The following is a 16,312-nucleotide window of genomic DNA, read 5'->3' on the forward strand; positions in this document are numbered from 1 at the left end:
TCTCCAGCTCCGAAAAGCGGGCATGGGTCATTACGAAGCGCGGGAGGATCATCCCAGCTCGGCGATGACCTCGGCCGCCTCGGTGAAGGCGGTGTTGGCGGCGGGCACGCCGGCATAGATCGCCGTCTGCATCAGCACTTCTTTCAGGTCGTCCTGGGTGAAGCCGCCCTGTTCCAGACCGGCCTTCACGTGCAGGCGGAACTCTTCCCAGCGCGCCAGAGAGGCGCAGATGGCCAGCACCAGCAGGCGACGGGTCCGGTGGTCCAGCCCCGGTCGGCCCCAGACCTCGTTCCAGGCATAGCGGGTGATCATGGCCTGATAGTCGGCCGTGAAGGCCGTGCGCTTGGCCAGCGAGCGGTCGACCCAGGCGTCGCCCAGCACCTTGCGGCGATTGACCAGTCCCGCCTCGAACAGCACTTCGGCCGCCTCGCTGACCGTGGGCCCATTGCGGGTTCTGGCCAGGAAGCCGCGCACGGCTCCGGCGAAGGCGGTGGGGTCTTCCAGACTGGGCAGGTGGGCGGTGTCGAGCATGGCGACGGCGGCACCCGGAATGGCGGCGACGATCCTGTCGCCGTGACCCTCGAACGGGGTAGAGACATCCTTCAGCCCGCCGATGACCAAGGTGGGGGCGGTGATGGCGGAGAGGCGCGATAGCAGATCCATGTCGCGGATCGCGGCACCACAGCCGCTGTAGCCGTCGGGGCTCATGGCCAGCAGGCCGGCGCGCACGGTTTCGACCGTGGCGGCGTGCTGGCTGCGGAAGGGCTCGGAGAAGAACCGGCCCAGGGCCATGTCGGCGATGGCCGCCAGGCCCTCGGCGCGGACGGTGGCGATGCGGGCGCTCCAGGCAGCGACGTCCATGGCCGGCGAGGTACAGGCCAGAACGAGGCCCTCGACCCGCTCGGGCGCTTTCAGGGCCAGTTCCATGGCGATCATGCCGCCCAGCGAGGTGCCGCAGACGCTGGCCGTCGCGATGCCCGCCGCGTCCATTGTCGCCAGCACGTCGCCGGCCAGTCCGTCCAGCGTGTAGTCAGCGGCCGGGGCGTCGGATGCGCCGTGGCCGCGCGTGTCGATCCGCAGCAGGCGGAAATCGGCCAGCAGCAGCGGTGCGGCGGCGTCATACAGGCCCATGTCTGTGCCGATTGAGGTCAGCAGCACCAGGGCCGGTTTGTCGGCTGCACCGTCCAGCCGCCAGTAGATCCGCGCGCCGTCATGGGTGGCGAAGGCCATCAGCGATCCTTTTCAAGGCTGGCGAGGGCGCGGGCCACAAGGGCCTGCGACTCGCCGGTGTCGGTCCCGACGCCGGCGGCGGCGAGGTTGGTGGCCATGCGACCGGTATCGACCTCCAGGCCCTCGATGACGGGCGCCATGGCCGCCAGGGCACCGTGGGTGAGCTGGAACAGGTCGGCCAGAACGGGGCCCTCGGCCTGCCAGCCGCCCAGGCCGCGCTCATGCTGCTGGGGCAGGGCCGAGACGATTGTAGCGGCCAGATGCGGCGCGCGGATCGCCGCGCTGAGCGCTGTCTGGCAGCCAGTGGGATTGCGTTTGTGAGCCATGGCCGAGGAGCCGCCCCGGCCCGCGACCCGGGGTTCGAAGGCCTCTGCCACCTCGTTCTGGGCCAGAAGGGCAATGTCGCCGGCGATCTTGCCCACCGTCCCGGTCAGGATCGCCAGGGCCGATGCCAGTCCCGCCAGCCCTTCGCGCCGGGCATGCCACGGCGTGACAGGGGCCGGAAGGTCGAGGATCGCCGCCAGGCGTTCGGTAACCTCGATGGCCTTGCCGTCCAGGCCCGACAGAGACCCGGTCGCCCCGCCCAGCTGAAGCTGAATGCCGGCGGTCTCGGCCTCGAAGCGGGTGAGAGCGCCGGCCACGCCCTGCAGCCAGCCGGCAGTCTTCAGGCCAAAGGTGATCGTCAGGGCGCCCTGCAGCAGGGTGCGGCCCAGCATCGGCGTTGCGGCATGAGCTCGGGTGAGGGCGGTCAGCGCCGCGATCAGCCGTTCGGCCTCCGCGCGGACAAGGGCCGCTCCGGCCTGGGCTTGCAGCATCAGGGCCGTGTCGGCCAGATCCTGGCTGGTCGCGCCCTTGTGCAGCGCTGCGGCCGCGCGGGGCGCGCTGGCCACCAGCCGCTCGCGCAGCAGGGCGACCAGCGGAATGGCCAGGGTGCCGGCGTGGGCCGCCGCATCGGCAAGATCCGCAATGTCGGGGAGATCAACGCAGGCCGCTGCAATGGCCTCGGCGTCTTCCGCCGCGATCAACCCAGCCTCAGCCTGCGCCCGCGCCAGCCCCGCCTCGAACCGCAGGGCCGCGCGCAGCAGGGCCTCGTCGCCGAAGGCCGCCAGCATGGCGTCGGTGGATCCCGCGCGGTCGCGGATCAGACGTGACAAGGGCGACTCCTTCGCAAACCGTCAGATGTCGAAGAAGACGGTTTCGGCCTCGCCTTGCAAGGCGATGTCGAAGCGCCAGACGTCTCCGTCGGGTTTGGCGATCAGGGTTTCGCGTCGCTCGGTCGGCACCAGGGCCAGGATCGGGTCGGCGGCATTGGCGGGATCACCCTCGAAATAGGCCCTTGTCACCAGACGCTTGAGCAGGCCACGACCAAACACGCCGACGGCGATATGCGGAGCCTGGGCCCCGTCCACCCGGCCCGGACGGATCGTTCGAAAGCGATAGACGCCGTTTTCGTCGGTCGAGGACCGGCCAAAGCCGATGAAGCCGGTGTTGCTGCTGTCATCGGCGTAGTGTCCGGCGGCGTCAGCCTGCCAGATCTCGATCATGGCATCGACAATGGGCGCGCCGGCGGCGTCCAGCACTGCGCCCTCCAGCGTGATGACCTCACCCTCAACCGCGCCCTTGGGCGAGGGCTGGTTCAGGACATAGTGGTCTTCGGGGAACAGTTCCGGCCGCGCGCCGATCTCGGACGTGCCGACCAGATCCGCGCCACCCTTCCAGGCCAGGCCGTAGTGGAAGAAGGGGCCCACGGTCTGCCAGGGCGTCTGGCCAAACAGGCCCTCGTCCTGGTTGTCGAGGCGCGGGGCGGGATTGATCTGCTCAGTCATGGTGGTCGTCTTCCATCGGCGTGGCGTCGGGGCCGCGCAGGACTACGTCGAACAGATAGCCCAGCGCCCAGTTGGGCCGGGTGGTCTCTATGTCGAACCGCGAGACCATGCGTTGGCGGAAGGGCATGGGCACGGCGTTGGCGATTGGGTCGATCTCGATCAGCGGATCGTCCGGGAAGTACATCTGGGTGACAAGGCGGGTGGCAAAGGCCGGACCCAGCAGCGACAGGTGGATGTGGGCGGGCCGCCAGGCATTGTGATGGTTGCCCCACGGATAGGCACCGGGACGGACGGTGACGTACTGATAGCGACCCTCGGCGTCGGTGATCACCCGGCCCGCGCCCGTGAAATTGGGATCGTGCGGGGCGTCCCACTGGTCCTTCTTGTGAATGTAGCGACCGGCGGCATTGGCCTGCCAGATCTCCATCACGGTGTTGGGAACCGGGCGTCCGGCCTCGTCCAGCACGCGGCCGGAGACGATGATCCGCTGGCCCTGGGGCATGGCCTTGTGCTGGGTGGTCAGGTCGGCCAGCGACCCGCCCATCAGTCGGTCCCAGTTTCCACCCGGACCGGTGGCCTCGGTCAGGGTCTGGGGAATCTTGACCAGGGGCTGGCGCGGCGAGCGGGCGACGGTCGAGGCGTAGCCGGGAGAGAGAGACGGGGGCTGGCCCTCATCCTCGCGTGCGAAACCGATCAAAGCGGTCATTGCGGTCTCCTAGATCCGTTCGAGGGCCAGGGCCGCGCCCTGGCCTACGCCGATGCACAGGGTGGCCAGGGCGCGCCTTCCGCCGGTGGCTTCCAGCTGACGCAGGGCGGTCAGGGCCAGGCGGGCGCCGGATGCGCCCAGCGGATGGCCCAGGGCGATGGCCCCGCCATTGGGGTTCACATGGGCTCCGTCATCGGCCAGGCCCAGTTGGCGCAAGACCGCCAGGCCCTGGGCCGCAAAGGCTTCGTTGAGCTCGACCACATCGAAGTCGCTGATCGAGAGGCCGGTGCGGGCCATCAGGCGCTGGGTGGCGGGCACCGGGCCGATGCCCATGACGCGCGGCGCGACCCCGGCCGTGGCATAGCCCAGGATCCGGGCACGCGGCGTCAGGCCGTGGCGCTGGACAGCCTCTTCCGAGGCGATCAGCAGGGCGGCAGAGCCGTCATTGACGCCCGAGGCGTTGCCGGCGGTCACCGTGCCGTCCGGTCGGACGACCGGCTTCAGCTTGGCCAGGGTCTCCAGCGTGGTCTCGCGCGGGTGCTCGTCGCGGTCGACGATGGTGGGGCCGGCCTTGCCGGGGATCTCGACCGGGGTGATCTCGCCGTCGAAGAAGCCGGCCTTGATGGCGGCGGCGGCGCGCTGCTGGCTGCGCAGGGCGAAGGCGTCCTGGTCGGCGCGGCTGACCGTGAAGTCGGCGGCGACGTTCTCGGCCGTCTCGGGCATGGAGTCGACGCCGTAGGCCTTCTGCATGGCCGGATTGACGAAGCGCCAGCCGATGGTGGTGTCCTCGATCTTCGCCGCGCGCGAGAAGGCGCTGTCAGCCTTGCCCATCACGAAGGGGGCGCGGCTCATGCTCTCGACCCCGCCGGCGATGACCAGATCGGCCTGGCCCGACAGAACCGCGCGCGCGGCGTAGCCGAGGGCTTCCAGGCCCGAGGCGCAAAGACGGTTGACGGTGACACCCGGCACGCTGTCGGGCAGCCCGGCCAGCAGGGCGGCCATGCGGGCGACATTGCGGTTGTCCTCGCCGGCCTGGTTGGCGCAGCCCAGCACCACCTCGTCCACCGCGCTCCAGTCGAGACCGGGATTGCGGGCCATCAGGGCCTTGATCGGGATGGCCGCCAGGTCGTCGGCCCGCACCTTGGCCAGGCCCCCGCCGTAGCGGCCGATGGGCGTGCGGATGCCGTCACAGATATAGGCGCTGGTCATGTGAAGGCTCCGGCGTTGAAATCGGCGTCCGTCTTGGCCTTGACCTCATCGAGGGAAACGCCCGGCGCCAGCTCGATCAGGGTCAGTCCGCCGCCTTTTCGATCCAGGTCGAAGACGCACAGGTCGGTGATCACCATGTCGACGCAGGCGGCGCCGGTCAGGGGCAGGGCGCAGCGCTTGAGAACCTTGCTCTCGCCGGCCTTGTTGGCGTGGTCCATCACCACGATCACCCGCTTGACCCCGGCGACCAGATCCATGGCGCCGCCCATGCCCTTGACCATCTTGCCGGGGATCGTCCAGTTGGCGATGTCGCCGTTCTGAGCCACTTCCATGGCGCCCAGAACCGTCAGGTCGACGTGGCCGCCGCGGATCATCGCAAAGCTCTGGGCGCTGTCGAAGAAGCTGGAGGTCGGCAGCTGGGTGATGGTCTGCTTGCCGGCGTTGATCAGGTCGGGGTCGGCCTCGCCCTCATAGGGGAAGGGGCCCATGCCCAGCATGCCGTTCTCGGACTGCAGGGTGACGTGCACGCCCTCGGGAATATGGTTGGCCACCAGGGTCGGAATGCCGATGCCCAGATTGACGTAAAAGCCGTCCTGCAGTTCGCGGGCGGCGCGGGCCGCCATCTCGTCTCGGGTCCAGGCCATCAGACGGTCTCCTTCTGACGTGTGGTCAGCTTCTCGATGCGCTTTTCGTTGATGGTGCTGAGGACGATGCGGTCGATATAGATGCCCGGCGTGTGGATCGTGTTGGCGTCCAGCGCTCCGGCCTCAACGAGTTCCTCGACTTCCACAATGGTGACCTTGCCGGCCGTGGCCATCACCGGGTTGAAGTTCCGGGCCGTCATCCGGAACATCAGGTTGCCCTCGGGGTCGGCTTTCCACGCCTTGATGATGGCGACATCGGCCCGCAGCCAGGTCTCGCGGACATAGGCCTCGCCCTCGAAGGTCTCGACGGGCTTCCCCTCGGCCACCACCGTGCCGACGCCGGTCTTGGTGTAGAAGGCCGGGATACCCGCCCCACCGGCCCGGATGCGCTCGGCCAGGGTGCCCTGCGGGTTCAGTTCCAGCTCCAGTTCGCCGGACAGATAGAGCTGCTCGAACAGCTTGTTCTCGCCGACATAGCTCGAGATCATCTTGCGGATCTGGCCGTTGTTCAGCAGTTGCCAGAGGCCAAATCCGTCGGCCCCGCAGTTGTTGCTGATCACCGTCAGGCCCTTGACGCCCGTGTCCTTGATCGCCGGGATCAGGCTTTCGGGGTTGCCCGACAGGCCAAAGCCGCCCGACATCAGGGTCATGCCGTCAAAGACGACGCCGTCCAGCGCTTCGGCAGGGCTGCCGTAAATCTTGCTTTTCATGGAGAGCTCCGGGGCCTTCTAGACGAGCGGAAGGCCGACATAGTTTTCGGCGAGGGTGACCTGGGCGGCCCGCGAGCCCTTGATGTAGGCCAGCTCTGCCACCTGCATCTTGCGGTCGAAACCGTCGCGGTCGGGGAAGCGGTGGGTCAGGCTTGTGAACCACCAGGAAAAGCGTTCGGCCTTCCAGACCCGGGCCAGGGCGCGGGCCGAGTAGCCATCGATGCCGACGGTCGAGCCCTCCTGGTAGTGTTCGACCAGGGCCTCGGACAGCATGACCACATCAGACACCGCCAGATTCATGCCCTTGGCGCCGGTGGGCGGCACGATATGGGCCGCGTCTCCGGCCAGGAACAGGCGTCCGTGGCGCATGGGCTCGGCGACGAAGCTGCGCAGAGGGGCGATGGACTTCTCAAAAGACGGGCCGCGGGTGACCCGGGAGGCCGCGTCGGGTCCCAGGCGCAGGCACAGTTCGTCCCAGAACCGCTCGTCGCTCCAGTCCTCGATGCGCTCGTCGAGGGCGCACTGAATGTAGTAGCGGCTGCGGGTCGGTGAGCGCATCGAGGCCAGGGCGAAGCCGCGCTCGTGATTGGAATAGATCAGTTCGTGATCACACGGCGGCACCTCGGCCAGTATGCCCAGCCAGCCGAAGGGGTAGACCCGCTCAAAGGTCTTGAGGACGTTCGCCGGAATGGCCGCACGGCTGACCCCGTGATACCCGTCACAGCCGGCGATGAAGTCGCAGTCCAGGCGCTGCTCGACGCCATTCTTGCGCCAGGTCACAAAAGGTCTTGAGTCGTCGATGTCGTGCAGGGCCACATCATCGGCGTCGAAGACAATCTGGACGTCGCGAGCCTCTGCTGCGTCGAACAGGTCCTTCATCACCTCCTGCTGGCCATAGACCATGACGGTGGAGCCGCCGGTCAGTTCGGCCATGTCGATGCGGAAGACGTCGCCGTCGCTGGCCAGATTGGTCCCGCCATGGACGAGGCCCTCGCGGTGCATTCGGTCCGCCAGACCCAGCCGCTCAAGCAGATCGACTGTGACCTGTTCCAGAACGCCGGCCCGCACACGGCCTTCGACATAGCTGCGGTCCTTGCGCTCGATGATGACGGCGTCAACGCCGGCCTGTTTGAGCAGATGGCCCAGGAACAGACCCGCAGGTCCCGCGCCGATAATGGCGACCTGTGTACGCATTTTTGGGTCTCCGCCCTCGCGCCGCTATGGGCCACTTGCGACCAGACTGAGCGCTCACGCCGAACTTGGGGATGGACAGAGCATCACAAAAGTTGGACTTTTCTTACGTCGTGTTCTGGGCGTGTCGAAAGAGGGGCTGGATCAAATTCCTAATATTCCTAGCTTTTTCCTGTTCGGGGAGCCGCTCAGGACGGTTGAAGGCAAGTTCCTCCATCTGGAAGACTTGGACGATCGTTCTCGCCCCAACGACTGGAATATCCGCCCTCATGCCCATGCCGACCTCAACCACGTCTTTCTGATTGCGGAGGGGTCTGGCGTCATGCGTGCCGAGGGCGAGACGATCGCCTTTCGTGCTCCGTGCCTGTTGCTGATCCCCGCCGGCGTGGTCCACGGCTTCATCTACGAGGCCGACAGCGCCGGCTCGGTTCTGACCATTGCCGACAGCTATCTGCGTGACCTGGTTGGCCGTGAACCGGGGTTTGCGAGCCTGTTCCGTGCCGCCTGTCAGCTCCCCCTGCCGTTCGATTCCAGGTTGGCCGAGGCCCTCGCCCGGCTGGGTCGCGAGCTGGTCTGGACCGCGCCCGGGCGCGCTGCCGCCGTGGAAGCCCAGTTGCTGACCCTGCTGGTCGAGGCCTTGCGTCTGCTGGTCCAGGCTGATGCCGCCGGACCGTCTGTGCAGGGGGGGCAGGCCCGGCTGGTGGCGCGCTATCGGGAACTGATCGAGGCTCATTTCCGGGATGGGCAGTCTCTGGAGTTCTACGCTGAGCGGCTGGGCTGCACGGTTTCGCGCCTGCGGACATCCTGTCTGAAGGTTTCTGGCGTTGCGCCGCTGCGATTGGTGCGTGACCGCATGCTGCTCGAGGCGAAGCGAGCCCTGATCTATTCAAACATGACCGTGGCTGAGGTCGGCTACCAGCTCGGCTTTGAGGATCCGGCCTATTTCTCCCGGTTCTTCAGCAAGGCCGAGGGGTGCTCCCCGCGCCGCTACCGCGCCGAGCGCGCCTTGGACGAAACCGCCTAGAGCGGGTTGCGATCTGATGGATTCAGATCACCCGCTCTAGTCTTCTGTTTTCACGCGCGTTTCATTCCGAAAACCGGTTCCCACTTTTCGGAACGCGCTCTAGCGCATCGATCGGAGGGGGCGAAGCAACAGCCTCTTGCGCATATTGTTCGCTTGGCATACAGATTGCCCGGCATACAAATGACCGTCCAATGGCGGCACGCAGGCGCAAGGGAAGGAACACCATGAGCTCGACCCAGGCTGTCTTTGAACGTCTAAACCCCGTGACAGGCGCTGTGGCCACGACGGCCGCCGCCATGACTGCCGACCAGGCCCGCGCCGCAGTCGACACGGCTGCGGCCGCCCTGCCAGCCTGGAGCACGCTGGGCCCCAATGCCCGCCGCGCCCTGCTGTCCAAGGCAGCCGCTGCGCTGGAGGCGCGGGTCGACGAATTTGTCGTGGCAATGATGGGCGAAATCGGAGCCACCGAGGGCTGGGCCCGGTTCAACCTGATGCTGGCTGCGTCCATCGTCCGTGAGGCCGCCGCCCTGACGACCCAGGTCAGCGGTGAGGTCATCCCCTCTGACAAGCCGGGCTGTCTGGCGATGGCGGTGCGCGAGCCGGTCGGGGTCATCCTCGGTATCGCGCCCTGGAACGCGCCGATCATCCTGGGTGTTCGCGCCGTCGCTACCCCCCTGGCCTGTGGCAACACCGTGGTGCTGAAAGCGTCCGAAAGCTGTCCCCGGACTCATGAGCTGATCGCTGAGGCTTTCGCCGCCGCCGGTTTGCCGGCAGGCGCGTTGACGATCGTCACCAATGCGCCAGCCGACGCTGCTGAGGTCGTTGGGGCGCTGATTGACCACCCTGCCGTGCGGCGGATCAACTTCACCGGCTCGACCGCAGTCGGCAAGATCATTGCCAAGCGTGCAGCCGAGCACCTGAAGCCGGTTCTGCTTGAGCTGGGCGGCAAGGCCCCGATGATTGTCCTCGACGACGCCGACCTCGACGAAGCCGTCAAGGCCGCTGCCTTCGGGGCCTTCATGAACCAGGGCCAGATCTGCATGTCGACCGAGCGGATCATTGTGGTCGACGCCGTCGCGGATGCCTTCGTCGAGAAATTCGCCGCCAAGGCCGCCAGCCTGGCGGTGGGCGATCCGCGCGAAGGCAAGACGCCGCTGGGCGCGGTCGTCGATCTCAAGACGGTGCAGCACGTAGAGGGACTGGTGGCCGAGGCCGTGGCTGCCGGCGCGGTCCGGGTGGCCGGCGGCGAGTCTCATGGTGTGCTGATGCCCGCCACGGTCGTCGACGGGGTCACCGCCGACATGCGCCTGTTCCGCGAGGAGAGCTTTGGTCCGGTCGTTGGGGTCATCCGCGCTCGTGACGAGGAGCATGCGATAGCCCTGGCCAATGACACCGAATACGGCCTGTCGGCCTCGGTCTTCACCCGCGACATCGCCCGTGGCCTCAAGGTTGCTCGCCGCATCCAGTCGGGCATCTGCCACGTCAATGGGCCCACTGTGCATGACGAGGCGCAGATGCCGTTCGGCGGGGTCAAGGCCTCGGGCTATGGCCGCTTCGGTGGCAAGACCGGAATCGACGCCTTCACCGAACTGCGCTGGATCACTGTCGAGACCCAGCCCGGCCACTTCCCGATCTGACGCGCGGCCGCACTCGGCCGATCGCATCATGCCCCCGATCCACAAGGACAGACCATGACCACGACCAACGAGACCGCGACCTTCGTGGTTGAGAACCGCATTGCGTGGGTGAAGTTCAATCGCCCCGAAAAGCGCAACTGCATGAGCCCGGCCCTGAACCGGCGCATGATGGAGGTCCTCGACGAGCTTGAGCACCGTGACGACGTCGGTGTGCTGGTGCTGACAGGCGAGGGCACGGCCTGGTCGGCGGGCATGGATCTCAAGGAATACTTCCGGGAGACCGAGGCCCTGGGTCTGGGTGCGACCCGCAAGGCCCAGCGGGAGTCCTACGGCTGGTGGCGGCGCCTGCGCTGGTACCAGAAGCCGACCATCGCCATGGTCAATGGCTGGTGCTTCGGCGGCGGCTATGGTCCGCTTTACTCCTGCGACCTCGCCATCGCCGCTGATGAGGCTCAGTTCGCGCTGTCCGAGATCAACTGGGGCATTCTGCCGGGTGGCGGCGCCACCAAGGTTGTGGTCGACCTGATCCCGATGCGGGATGCGATGTACCACGCCATGACGGGCGAGCTGATCGACGGCCAGAAGGCTGCGGCCTGGCGACTGGTCAATGAAAGCGTGCCGCTGGAGCGCCTTGAGGCCCGCGTTCGGGAGCTGGCCGAGGTGCTGCTGAAGAAGAACGCCGTGGCCCTGAAGGCGACCAAGGACGCCGTTCGTCGGGTCAAGGAGATGACCTATGACAGCGCCGAAGACTATCTTGTCCGCGCCCAGGAAGCCGCCAACTTCCACGACAACAGCGGGCGCAAGGAAGGGATCAAGCAGTTCATCGACGACAAGACCTACAAGCCGGGCCTGGGCAGCTACGACCTGTCCAAACAGGCCTGATCTGAGTTCGGACCACCACGCGGGAGGAAGGAGCAGTCGATGACCCAGACGGATCACGTCGCCGTCCAGGCGCGACTGCGGCCGTCCCGCCTGGCGGCCGAGGACCTGGCGACCGGCCGCTGCTGGACCTATGCCCAGCTGGATGACAGCGTCGCCCGGGCCGCCGGTGTGCTGCGCCGGCGCGGCCTTGTCGAGGGTGACCGCCTTGCGGTGCTGGCCCGCAACCGGGTGCTGCTGGCCGTATTGCATCTGGCCTGCGCGCGCATCGGCGCGATTTTCACGCCCCTGAACTGGCGCCTGTCGCCGGTTGAGATCGCTGCCCTCGTCGCCGACTTCGAGCCGGCTCTCGTGGTCGGCGACGCCCAACTGGCCGCCGCCGGACTTGCGGGCCTTGATCTTGACGCGCTGCAGGTCGAGGTGGACAGGGCCGCACCCGAGGCTACGGCTCCGGTTGATCGGGACCGGCCGTCGTTGATCCTCTATACCTCGGGCACGTCTGGCCGACCCAAGGGTGTGCTGCTGTCGGAGCGCAACCTGGACCAGACTGCGATCAATTTCGGCCGTCTGGGCCAGGTCACCGGCGACAGTGTCTTCCTGATCGACTCGCCGATGTTCCACATCATCGGCCTCGTGACTTCGGTGCGTCCCGCCCTGATGCATGGCGGTACGGTGCGGGTATCTGATGGCTTCGAGCCGGGCCGTACCCTGGCGCGCCTGGGCGATCCAGCTCTTGGCGTTACGCACTATTTCTGCGTTCCACAGATGGCGGCGATGCTGCGGGCGCAGCCAGGCTTTGAGCCGGCGGCCTTGCGCGGCCTGACCGCGCTGTTTACCGGAGGCGCGCCAAACCCGGCCGCTGATATCCGCAGCTGGCTGGCCGATGGCATCCCGGTGGTCGACGGCTACGGCATGAGCGAGGCGGGTACGGTGTTCGGCATGCCGCCCGATCCGGCCCTGATCGATCCGCGGGCCGGCTCGGCGGGTCTGGCCATGCCTTCGATCGCGACGCGCGTCGTGGACGAGCAGGACAACGACTGTCCGCCCGGTGTCGCCGGCGAACTTCTGCTGAAGGGCGACAACGTCTTTCTGGGCTACTGGCGGCGCGACGAGGAGACCGCCCGTGCCTTTACGGCCGATGGCTGGTTCCGGACCGGCGACATCGCCCGCGCCGACGCCGAGGGCTATCACTGGCTGGTCGACCGCAAGAAGGACATGTTCATCTCGGGCGGCGAGAACGTCTATCCGGCCGAGATCGAGGCGGCCCTGGCCGATCATGAGGCGATCGCAGAATGCGCCGTCGTCGGGATACCGGACCCACGCTGGGGTGAAATCGGCCATCTGGTTGTCACCTGCCGAGAGGGCGCGGTTCTGGACCTGGCCAACATCCTGAAACATCTCGAAAATCGGCTGGCGCGTTATAAGCTGCCCAAGGCGCTTACCCAGGTCGTGGCTCTGCCGCGAACGGCCTCGGGCAAGGTCCAGAAAACGGTCCTGCGCGAGCAACTGCTCTCTGGGGATCCAAGAAACGGAAAGCCGGCGGACTCCTAGGAGAGCGACCGGACTGCCTGACGGAGGATGAAATGGTGTCCAGTCTCGACGAGAATGGCGGCGCGATCCCGGGTCGGGTCGGGCTTGATACCTGGAATGCAATGGTTGCATCGACCTTCGACAACCTTGTCGTGGACGCCGACCGCGCGGACTTCGAAGGCAGGCTGGATGTACGCGATCTGGGCGGGATGAGCCTGTCGCGGGTTGCGTCGAGCGCGGCGGTGGTGCGGCGTGGACGTTCGTCCCTGGCGCAGCGGCCCTATTTCAAGCTGCATGTCCAGGACGTGGGCCGTAGCCTGAATCTTCAGGATGGTCGCGAGGCGGTGCTGGACGAGGGCGATCTCATGCTCTGCGATCCGGCGAGGCCCTATACCATCCGTTTCGACGATGCCAACCGCATGCTGGTGCTCCGGATTCCGTCTGAAAGCCTTGCGGGACGGATGGTTGATCCTGAGGCCCTGTGCGGTCGCCGGCTGGCCGGCGACAGTCTGACTGGAGCGTTGCTGACGTCCTTCATCCGCACGCTCTGGGCCAATGGCGATCGGGACGCAGCCCCCGTGGGTGATGCTGTACAGGAGGCGGCCTTGTCCCTGCTGTCTGCGGCGGTGTGGGAAGGCGGCGGCAGCGAGACCCGCAATTGCGAGGGCGGCCAGGGCGCAGGCGCTCGCATCAAGCGCTTCATCGACGAGAATCTGTGCGACCCTGACCTCAGCGTCAGTCGCGTCGCCGGGGCCATGGGCATGTCGCCGCGCTATCTGCAGATGGTTTTTGCGGGCATGGCGACCACGCCCCTGGCCTATATCCGGCGGAAGCGTTTGGAACGTGCGGCCAGGGCCCTGCGCGAGTCCCGCGGAACCTGCAACATAACCGAACTTTCGTTCAGCCTAGGCTTCAACGACCTTTCGCATTTCAGTCGCGCATTCAAGGCCTTCTATGGTGTTGGGCCGCGCGAATATCGGACCAGCTGAACTTTCGTAACCCGGCGTTCTCGAAAACGTCGTCGGGCTTCGCATCCGTGAAAGTCGCCTTCGCGCCTAGCCAAGTCTGAGCGCGCCACCCGTGCTCCTCTGTCGACAACGACATAAAATGGGAGGTTCGGGTCATGGTGCGTAAGCTCTGGCTTTATCAGGTGTTTGGGGCGGCGTCGGTACTGGCGCTGGGGGTGGCCGGCGTCGCGCAGGCACAGGTCGTCGAGGAAGTCGTCGTCACCGCGCAGAAGCGTGTCGAGAACGTCCAGGACGTGCCGATCGCCATTTCGGCCTTCTCGGCCAATGCGCTGCAGGAGCGTGCGGTCGGCAACGTCGCCCAACTCTCCAATCTGGCGCCCAATGTCACCCTGGACGGTGGTACGCCGTTCTCGGGCTCGCCGTCGGTGCTGTCGGCCTATGTGCGTGGTATCGGTTCGGACGACTTCGCCTTCAACATCGATCCCGGCGTCGGCATCTATGTCGATGGCGTCTATCTGGCCCGCACCGTCGGCGCCAACCAGGACCTGCTGGACGTCGAGCGCATCGAAATCCTCAAGGGCCCGCAAGGCACGCTGTTTGGCCGTAACACGATCGGCGGCGCGATCTCGATCGTGACGCGCGATCCGGGCGACACCTTCAAGTTCAAGGGCGACGTTACCACCGGCAGCCACAAGCTGATGCAGGCGCGCGGCAGCGCCGATCTGCCGCTGACCGAGTCGCTGTCATCTTCGATCACCTTCGGGATCAAGAGCCGGGAAGGCTATGTCGAGCGCATTCCGTTCCCCGATGCGCGCGCGCGCAACACCACCTCCTATACCGCCTTCCCGTCTTCGGACTACGACACTGCGGCGCGTGAAGGCGGCGAGAACAGCTGGAACCTGCGCGGCAAGCTCAAGTGGAAGGGCGAACTGACCAAGGTCGTGCTGTCGGCCGACTATACCCGCGAGGATGGCGGCGGTCTGGCCAACACCCTGCTCGCTACAACGGAAAGGGTTCCGGGCAACTTCGCCGGGACGAGCAACCTGCCGGGCACCGCCTTTGACCCGACGGGGACAACGGGCTTCCTGTTCGCGGGGCTCTACAACTTCTGCATCGGTGCGACGCCGACGCAGATCGCCGCGCGCAACGCCCAGGCCCTCTGCGGTGTTCGTGGCACCCAGTTCAGCCGTAACCTGAGTGTGGCTCCACTGGCCGGCGTCAATGTCGACGCCGATCCGACCAACGACCGACTGCCCTTTGACAGCCGGTTCGTCAGCAAGGACATCGACAAGAGCTACGCCACCGGCAACAGCTTCTCCAACATGGTCAACTGGGGCCTGGGCAGCACTGTCGAGCACAGCCTCTCCGACGAAGTGGCGGTCAAGTCGATCACCGCCTACCGCAAGCTGCTGTGGAAGAGCGGCACGGACGCAGACGGTTCGCCGCTGAACGTCGGCCAACTCAGCTTCAACATGAAGCAGTGGCAGATCAGCCAGGAACTTCAGCTTCTGGGCTCGGCCTTCGACAAGAAGCTGAACTATGTGCTGGGCGGCTACTACTTCAAGGAAAAGGGCTCACTGCACGACTACGTCACCTTCGATGAAGGTCTGCTGCAGGTCGACGGCCCCAATCAGCTGGAGACCGAGAACTATGCAGCGTTCGGTCAGGTCGACTGGCGGCTGTCCGATCTGGTCGGGGTCACCATCGGTGCTCGATACACCAAGGAAAGCAAGCTGTTCGAAGGTGGGCAGCAGGACCTGAACGGTTTCAACTACAAGCTGTTCGGCTGTTCGGACGCCAACGGCAACATCCGGCCGAGCGGGGCGTTCCCCTTGGCGCCGATCCCCTGCCAGGTCGGCCTCAGCTACCCCGATCCCAGCAATCCGGTGCGGGTCTATGCGCCGGGCGTCAACGAGCAGGAATTCACCAATTTCTCGCCGAAGGTCGGGGTGCAACTGCATCCGGCTGAAGACGTGATGACCTATGTCAGCTGGTCCAAGGGCTACAAGACCGGCGGCTGGACAACCCGTCTGACCAATCCCCAGCTCCTGGCCCAGCCGTTCGGCGAAGAGGTCGCCACCACCTGGGAGGCGGGCTTCAAGTCCAAGCTGCTGGACCGCCGCCTGCAGTTGAACGGCTCGGTGTTCCAGACCGAGTATGACGGCATCCAGCTGAACTTCCAGCAAGGCACCTCGCCGACCATCCGCAACGCCGGCGATGCCAAGATCAAGGGTGTCGAGCTGGAAGCCGTGGCCGTGCCGCTGGAGGGCCTGACCCTCAACGCCTCGGTGGGTTATCTGCACGCCCGCTATACCGACGTGCTGGCCGGCGTGCAGGCGGTTAGCGGTCCCAACGTCTTCCAGGCGGGCACCTTTGTCGGCGCGCCGCTGCCCAAGACGCCCACGTGGAAGATCAACTTCAGCCCGCGCTACGAGGTCAAGCTGGGCAACGGCGGATCGGTCACGGCCATTGCCGACTGGACCTACACCTCCAGCATCTGGAACAACGCCCAGCGCACCTACCTGCTCAAGCGTCCTGCGGTCCAGGTGGTTAACGCCAGCGTCGCCTATGATGATCCGGGCGGTGCCTGGAGCGTCACGGTCGGCGGCACGAACCTGACCGACAAGCGCTACCTGACGACCGGCAACGAGAACATCGCCGCCGGCGCCATCTTCGGCACCTACAGCCGCCCGCGCGAGGCCTATATCCGCCTCGGCGTCACCTTCTAGTCAGAGGAGCCTGACCGCCATGAACGACA

14 protein-coding genes are annotated in these 16,312 nt (G+C 66.4%); 6 read left to right on the forward strand and 8 right to left on the reverse strand.

Annotation, left to right across the window (positions count from 1 at the left end; translation table 11 throughout):
- Positions 1-48: 48 nt before the first annotated feature.
- From pcaDC to pobA, 8 genes are read right to left on the reverse strand one after another with little or no spacing between them, the layout of a single operon-like run.
- Positions 49-1,230, reverse strand: a complete 1,182-nt coding sequence (pcaDC, locus tag ACW179_RS06225) for a bifunctional 3-oxoadipate enol-lactonase/4-carboxymuconolactone decarboxylase PcaDC (protein ID WP_492063430.1) — start codon at positions 1,228-1,230, stop codon at positions 49-51.
- A complete protein-coding gene (pcaB, locus tag ACW179_RS06230) occupies positions 1,230-2,384 on the reverse strand; it encodes a 3-carboxy-cis,cis-muconate cycloisomerase (protein WP_492063431.1) in 1,155 nt (384 codons plus the stop codon). Before pcaB ends, pcaDC begins: the two co-directional genes overlap by 1 nt.
- A 21-nt stretch (positions 2,385-2,405) precedes the next feature.
- Positions 2,406-3,056, reverse strand: coding sequence for a protocatechuate 3,4-dioxygenase subunit alpha (pcaG, locus tag ACW179_RS06235; RefSeq protein ID WP_492063432.1), 651 nt, complete (start codon positions 3,054-3,056; stop codon positions 2,406-2,408).
- On the reverse strand, positions 3,049-3,762 hold the full coding sequence (gene pcaH, locus ACW179_RS06240) for a protocatechuate 3,4-dioxygenase subunit beta (RefSeq protein WP_492063433.1): 714 nt from the start codon (positions 3,760-3,762) through the stop codon (positions 3,049-3,051). The genes pcaG and pcaH overlap by 8 nt, the downstream gene beginning before the upstream one ends.
- 9 nt (positions 3,763-3,771) lie before the next feature.
- Positions 3,772-4,971 carry a 3-oxoadipyl-CoA thiolase gene (pcaF, locus tag ACW179_RS06245; RefSeq protein WP_492063434.1) on the reverse strand — a complete coding sequence of 400 codons (1,200 nt, stop codon included), beginning with the start codon at positions 4,969-4,971 and terminating at the stop codon, positions 3,772-3,774.
- Positions 4,968-5,615 carry a CoA transferase subunit B gene (locus ACW179_RS06250; RefSeq protein WP_492063435.1) on the reverse strand — a complete coding sequence of 216 codons (648 nt, stop codon included), beginning with the start codon at positions 5,613-5,615 and terminating at the stop codon, positions 4,968-4,970. The genes pcaF and ACW179_RS06250 overlap by 4 nt, the downstream gene beginning before the upstream one ends.
- Positions 5,615-6,325: a CoA transferase subunit A gene (locus ACW179_RS06255; protein ID WP_492063436.1), complete on the reverse strand. Its 711-nt coding sequence runs from the start codon at positions 6,323-6,325 to the stop codon at positions 5,615-5,617. The genes ACW179_RS06250 and ACW179_RS06255 overlap by 1 nt, the downstream gene beginning before the upstream one ends.
- 18 nt (positions 6,326-6,343) lie before the next feature.
- The gene (gene pobA, locus ACW179_RS06260; RefSeq protein ID WP_492063437.1) at positions 6,344-7,519 is read right to left on the reverse strand and encodes a 4-hydroxybenzoate 3-monooxygenase; all 1,176 of its coding nucleotides are present in this window, start codon (positions 7,517-7,519) and stop codon (positions 6,344-6,346) included.
- Between the two features lie 223 nt (positions 7,520-7,742).
- On the opposite strand from pobA, the gene ACW179_RS06265 reads away from it, so the two are divergent.
- From ACW179_RS06265 to ACW179_RS06290, 6 genes are all read left to right on the forward strand, one after another.
- A complete protein-coding gene (locus ACW179_RS06265) occupies positions 7,743-8,540 on the forward strand; it encodes a helix-turn-helix domain-containing protein (RefSeq protein ID WP_492063438.1) in 798 nt (265 codons plus the stop codon).
- Positions 8,541-8,764: 224 nt separating this feature from the next.
- On the forward strand, positions 8,765-10,177 hold the full coding sequence (locus ACW179_RS06270; protein WP_492063439.1) for an aldehyde dehydrogenase: 1,413 nt from the start codon (positions 8,765-8,767) through the stop codon (positions 10,175-10,177).
- A gap of 54 nt (positions 10,178-10,231) precedes the next feature.
- The gene (locus ACW179_RS06275; protein ID WP_492063440.1) at positions 10,232-11,059 is read left to right on the forward strand and encodes a p-hydroxycinnamoyl CoA hydratase/lyase; all 828 of its coding nucleotides are present in this window, start codon (positions 10,232-10,234) and stop codon (positions 11,057-11,059) included.
- Between the two features lie 39 nt (positions 11,060-11,098).
- Positions 11,099-12,607 (forward strand): AMP-binding protein, encoded by a 1,509-nt coding sequence (locus ACW179_RS06280; protein ID WP_492063441.1) that lies wholly within the window; start codon positions 11,099-11,101, stop codon positions 12,605-12,607.
- Between the two features lie 32 nt (positions 12,608-12,639).
- The gene (locus ACW179_RS06285) at positions 12,640-13,575 is read left to right on the forward strand and encodes an AraC-like ligand-binding domain-containing protein (RefSeq protein WP_492063442.1); all 936 of its coding nucleotides are present in this window, start codon (positions 12,640-12,642) and stop codon (positions 13,573-13,575) included.
- Positions 13,576-13,709: 134 nt separating this feature from the next.
- Positions 13,710-16,283, forward strand: coding sequence for a TonB-dependent receptor (locus tag ACW179_RS06290; RefSeq protein ID WP_492063443.1), 2,574 nt, complete (start codon positions 13,710-13,712; stop codon positions 16,281-16,283).
- Positions 16,284-16,312: the final 29 nt, after the last annotated feature.

This window comes from Caulobacter sp. AVps18 (genome assembly GCF_058681425.1).

Excerpts from the sequence above, each read along its gene's own strand:
- ACW179_RS06280 (WP_492063441.1), top strand. The coding sequence starts at position 11,099 with ATGACCCAGACGGATCACGTCGCCGTCCAGGCGCGACTGCGGCCGTCC.
- ACW179_RS06290 (WP_492063443.1), top strand. The coding sequence starts at position 13,710 with ATGGTGCGTAAGCTCTGGCTTTATCAGGTGTTTGGGGCGGCGTCGGTA.
- pcaDC (WP_492063430.1), bottom strand. The coding sequence starts at position 1,230 with ATGGCCTTCGCCACCCATGACGGCGCGCGGATCTACTGGCGGCTGGAC.
- ACW179_RS06250 (WP_492063435.1), bottom strand. The coding sequence starts at position 5,615 with ATGGCCTGGACCCGAGACGAGATGGCGGCCCGCGCCGCCCGCGAACTG.
- pcaG (WP_492063432.1), bottom strand. The coding sequence starts at position 3,056 with ATGACTGAGCAGATCAATCCCGCCCCGCGCCTCGACAACCAGGACGAG.
- ACW179_RS06270 (WP_492063439.1), top strand. The coding sequence starts at position 8,765 with ATGAGCTCGACCCAGGCTGTCTTTGAACGTCTAAACCCCGTGACAGGC.
- pcaH (WP_492063433.1), bottom strand. The coding sequence starts at position 3,762 with ATGACCGCTTTGATCGGTTTCGCACGCGAGGATGAGGGCCAGCCCCCG.
- ACW179_RS06285 (WP_492063442.1), top strand. The coding sequence starts at position 12,640 with ATGGTGTCCAGTCTCGACGAGAATGGCGGCGCGATCCCGGGTCGGGTC.
- pcaF (WP_492063434.1), bottom strand. The coding sequence starts at position 4,971 with ATGACCAGCGCCTATATCTGTGACGGCATCCGCACGCCCATCGGCCGC.
- ACW179_RS06255 (WP_492063436.1), bottom strand. The coding sequence starts at position 6,325 with ATGAAAAGCAAGATTTACGGCAGCCCTGCCGAAGCGCTGGACGGCGTC.
- ACW179_RS06275 (WP_492063440.1), top strand. The coding sequence starts at position 10,232 with ATGACCACGACCAACGAGACCGCGACCTTCGTGGTTGAGAACCGCATT.
- pobA (WP_492063437.1), bottom strand. The coding sequence starts at position 7,519 with ATGCGTACACAGGTCGCCATTATCGGCGCGGGACCTGCGGGTCTGTTC.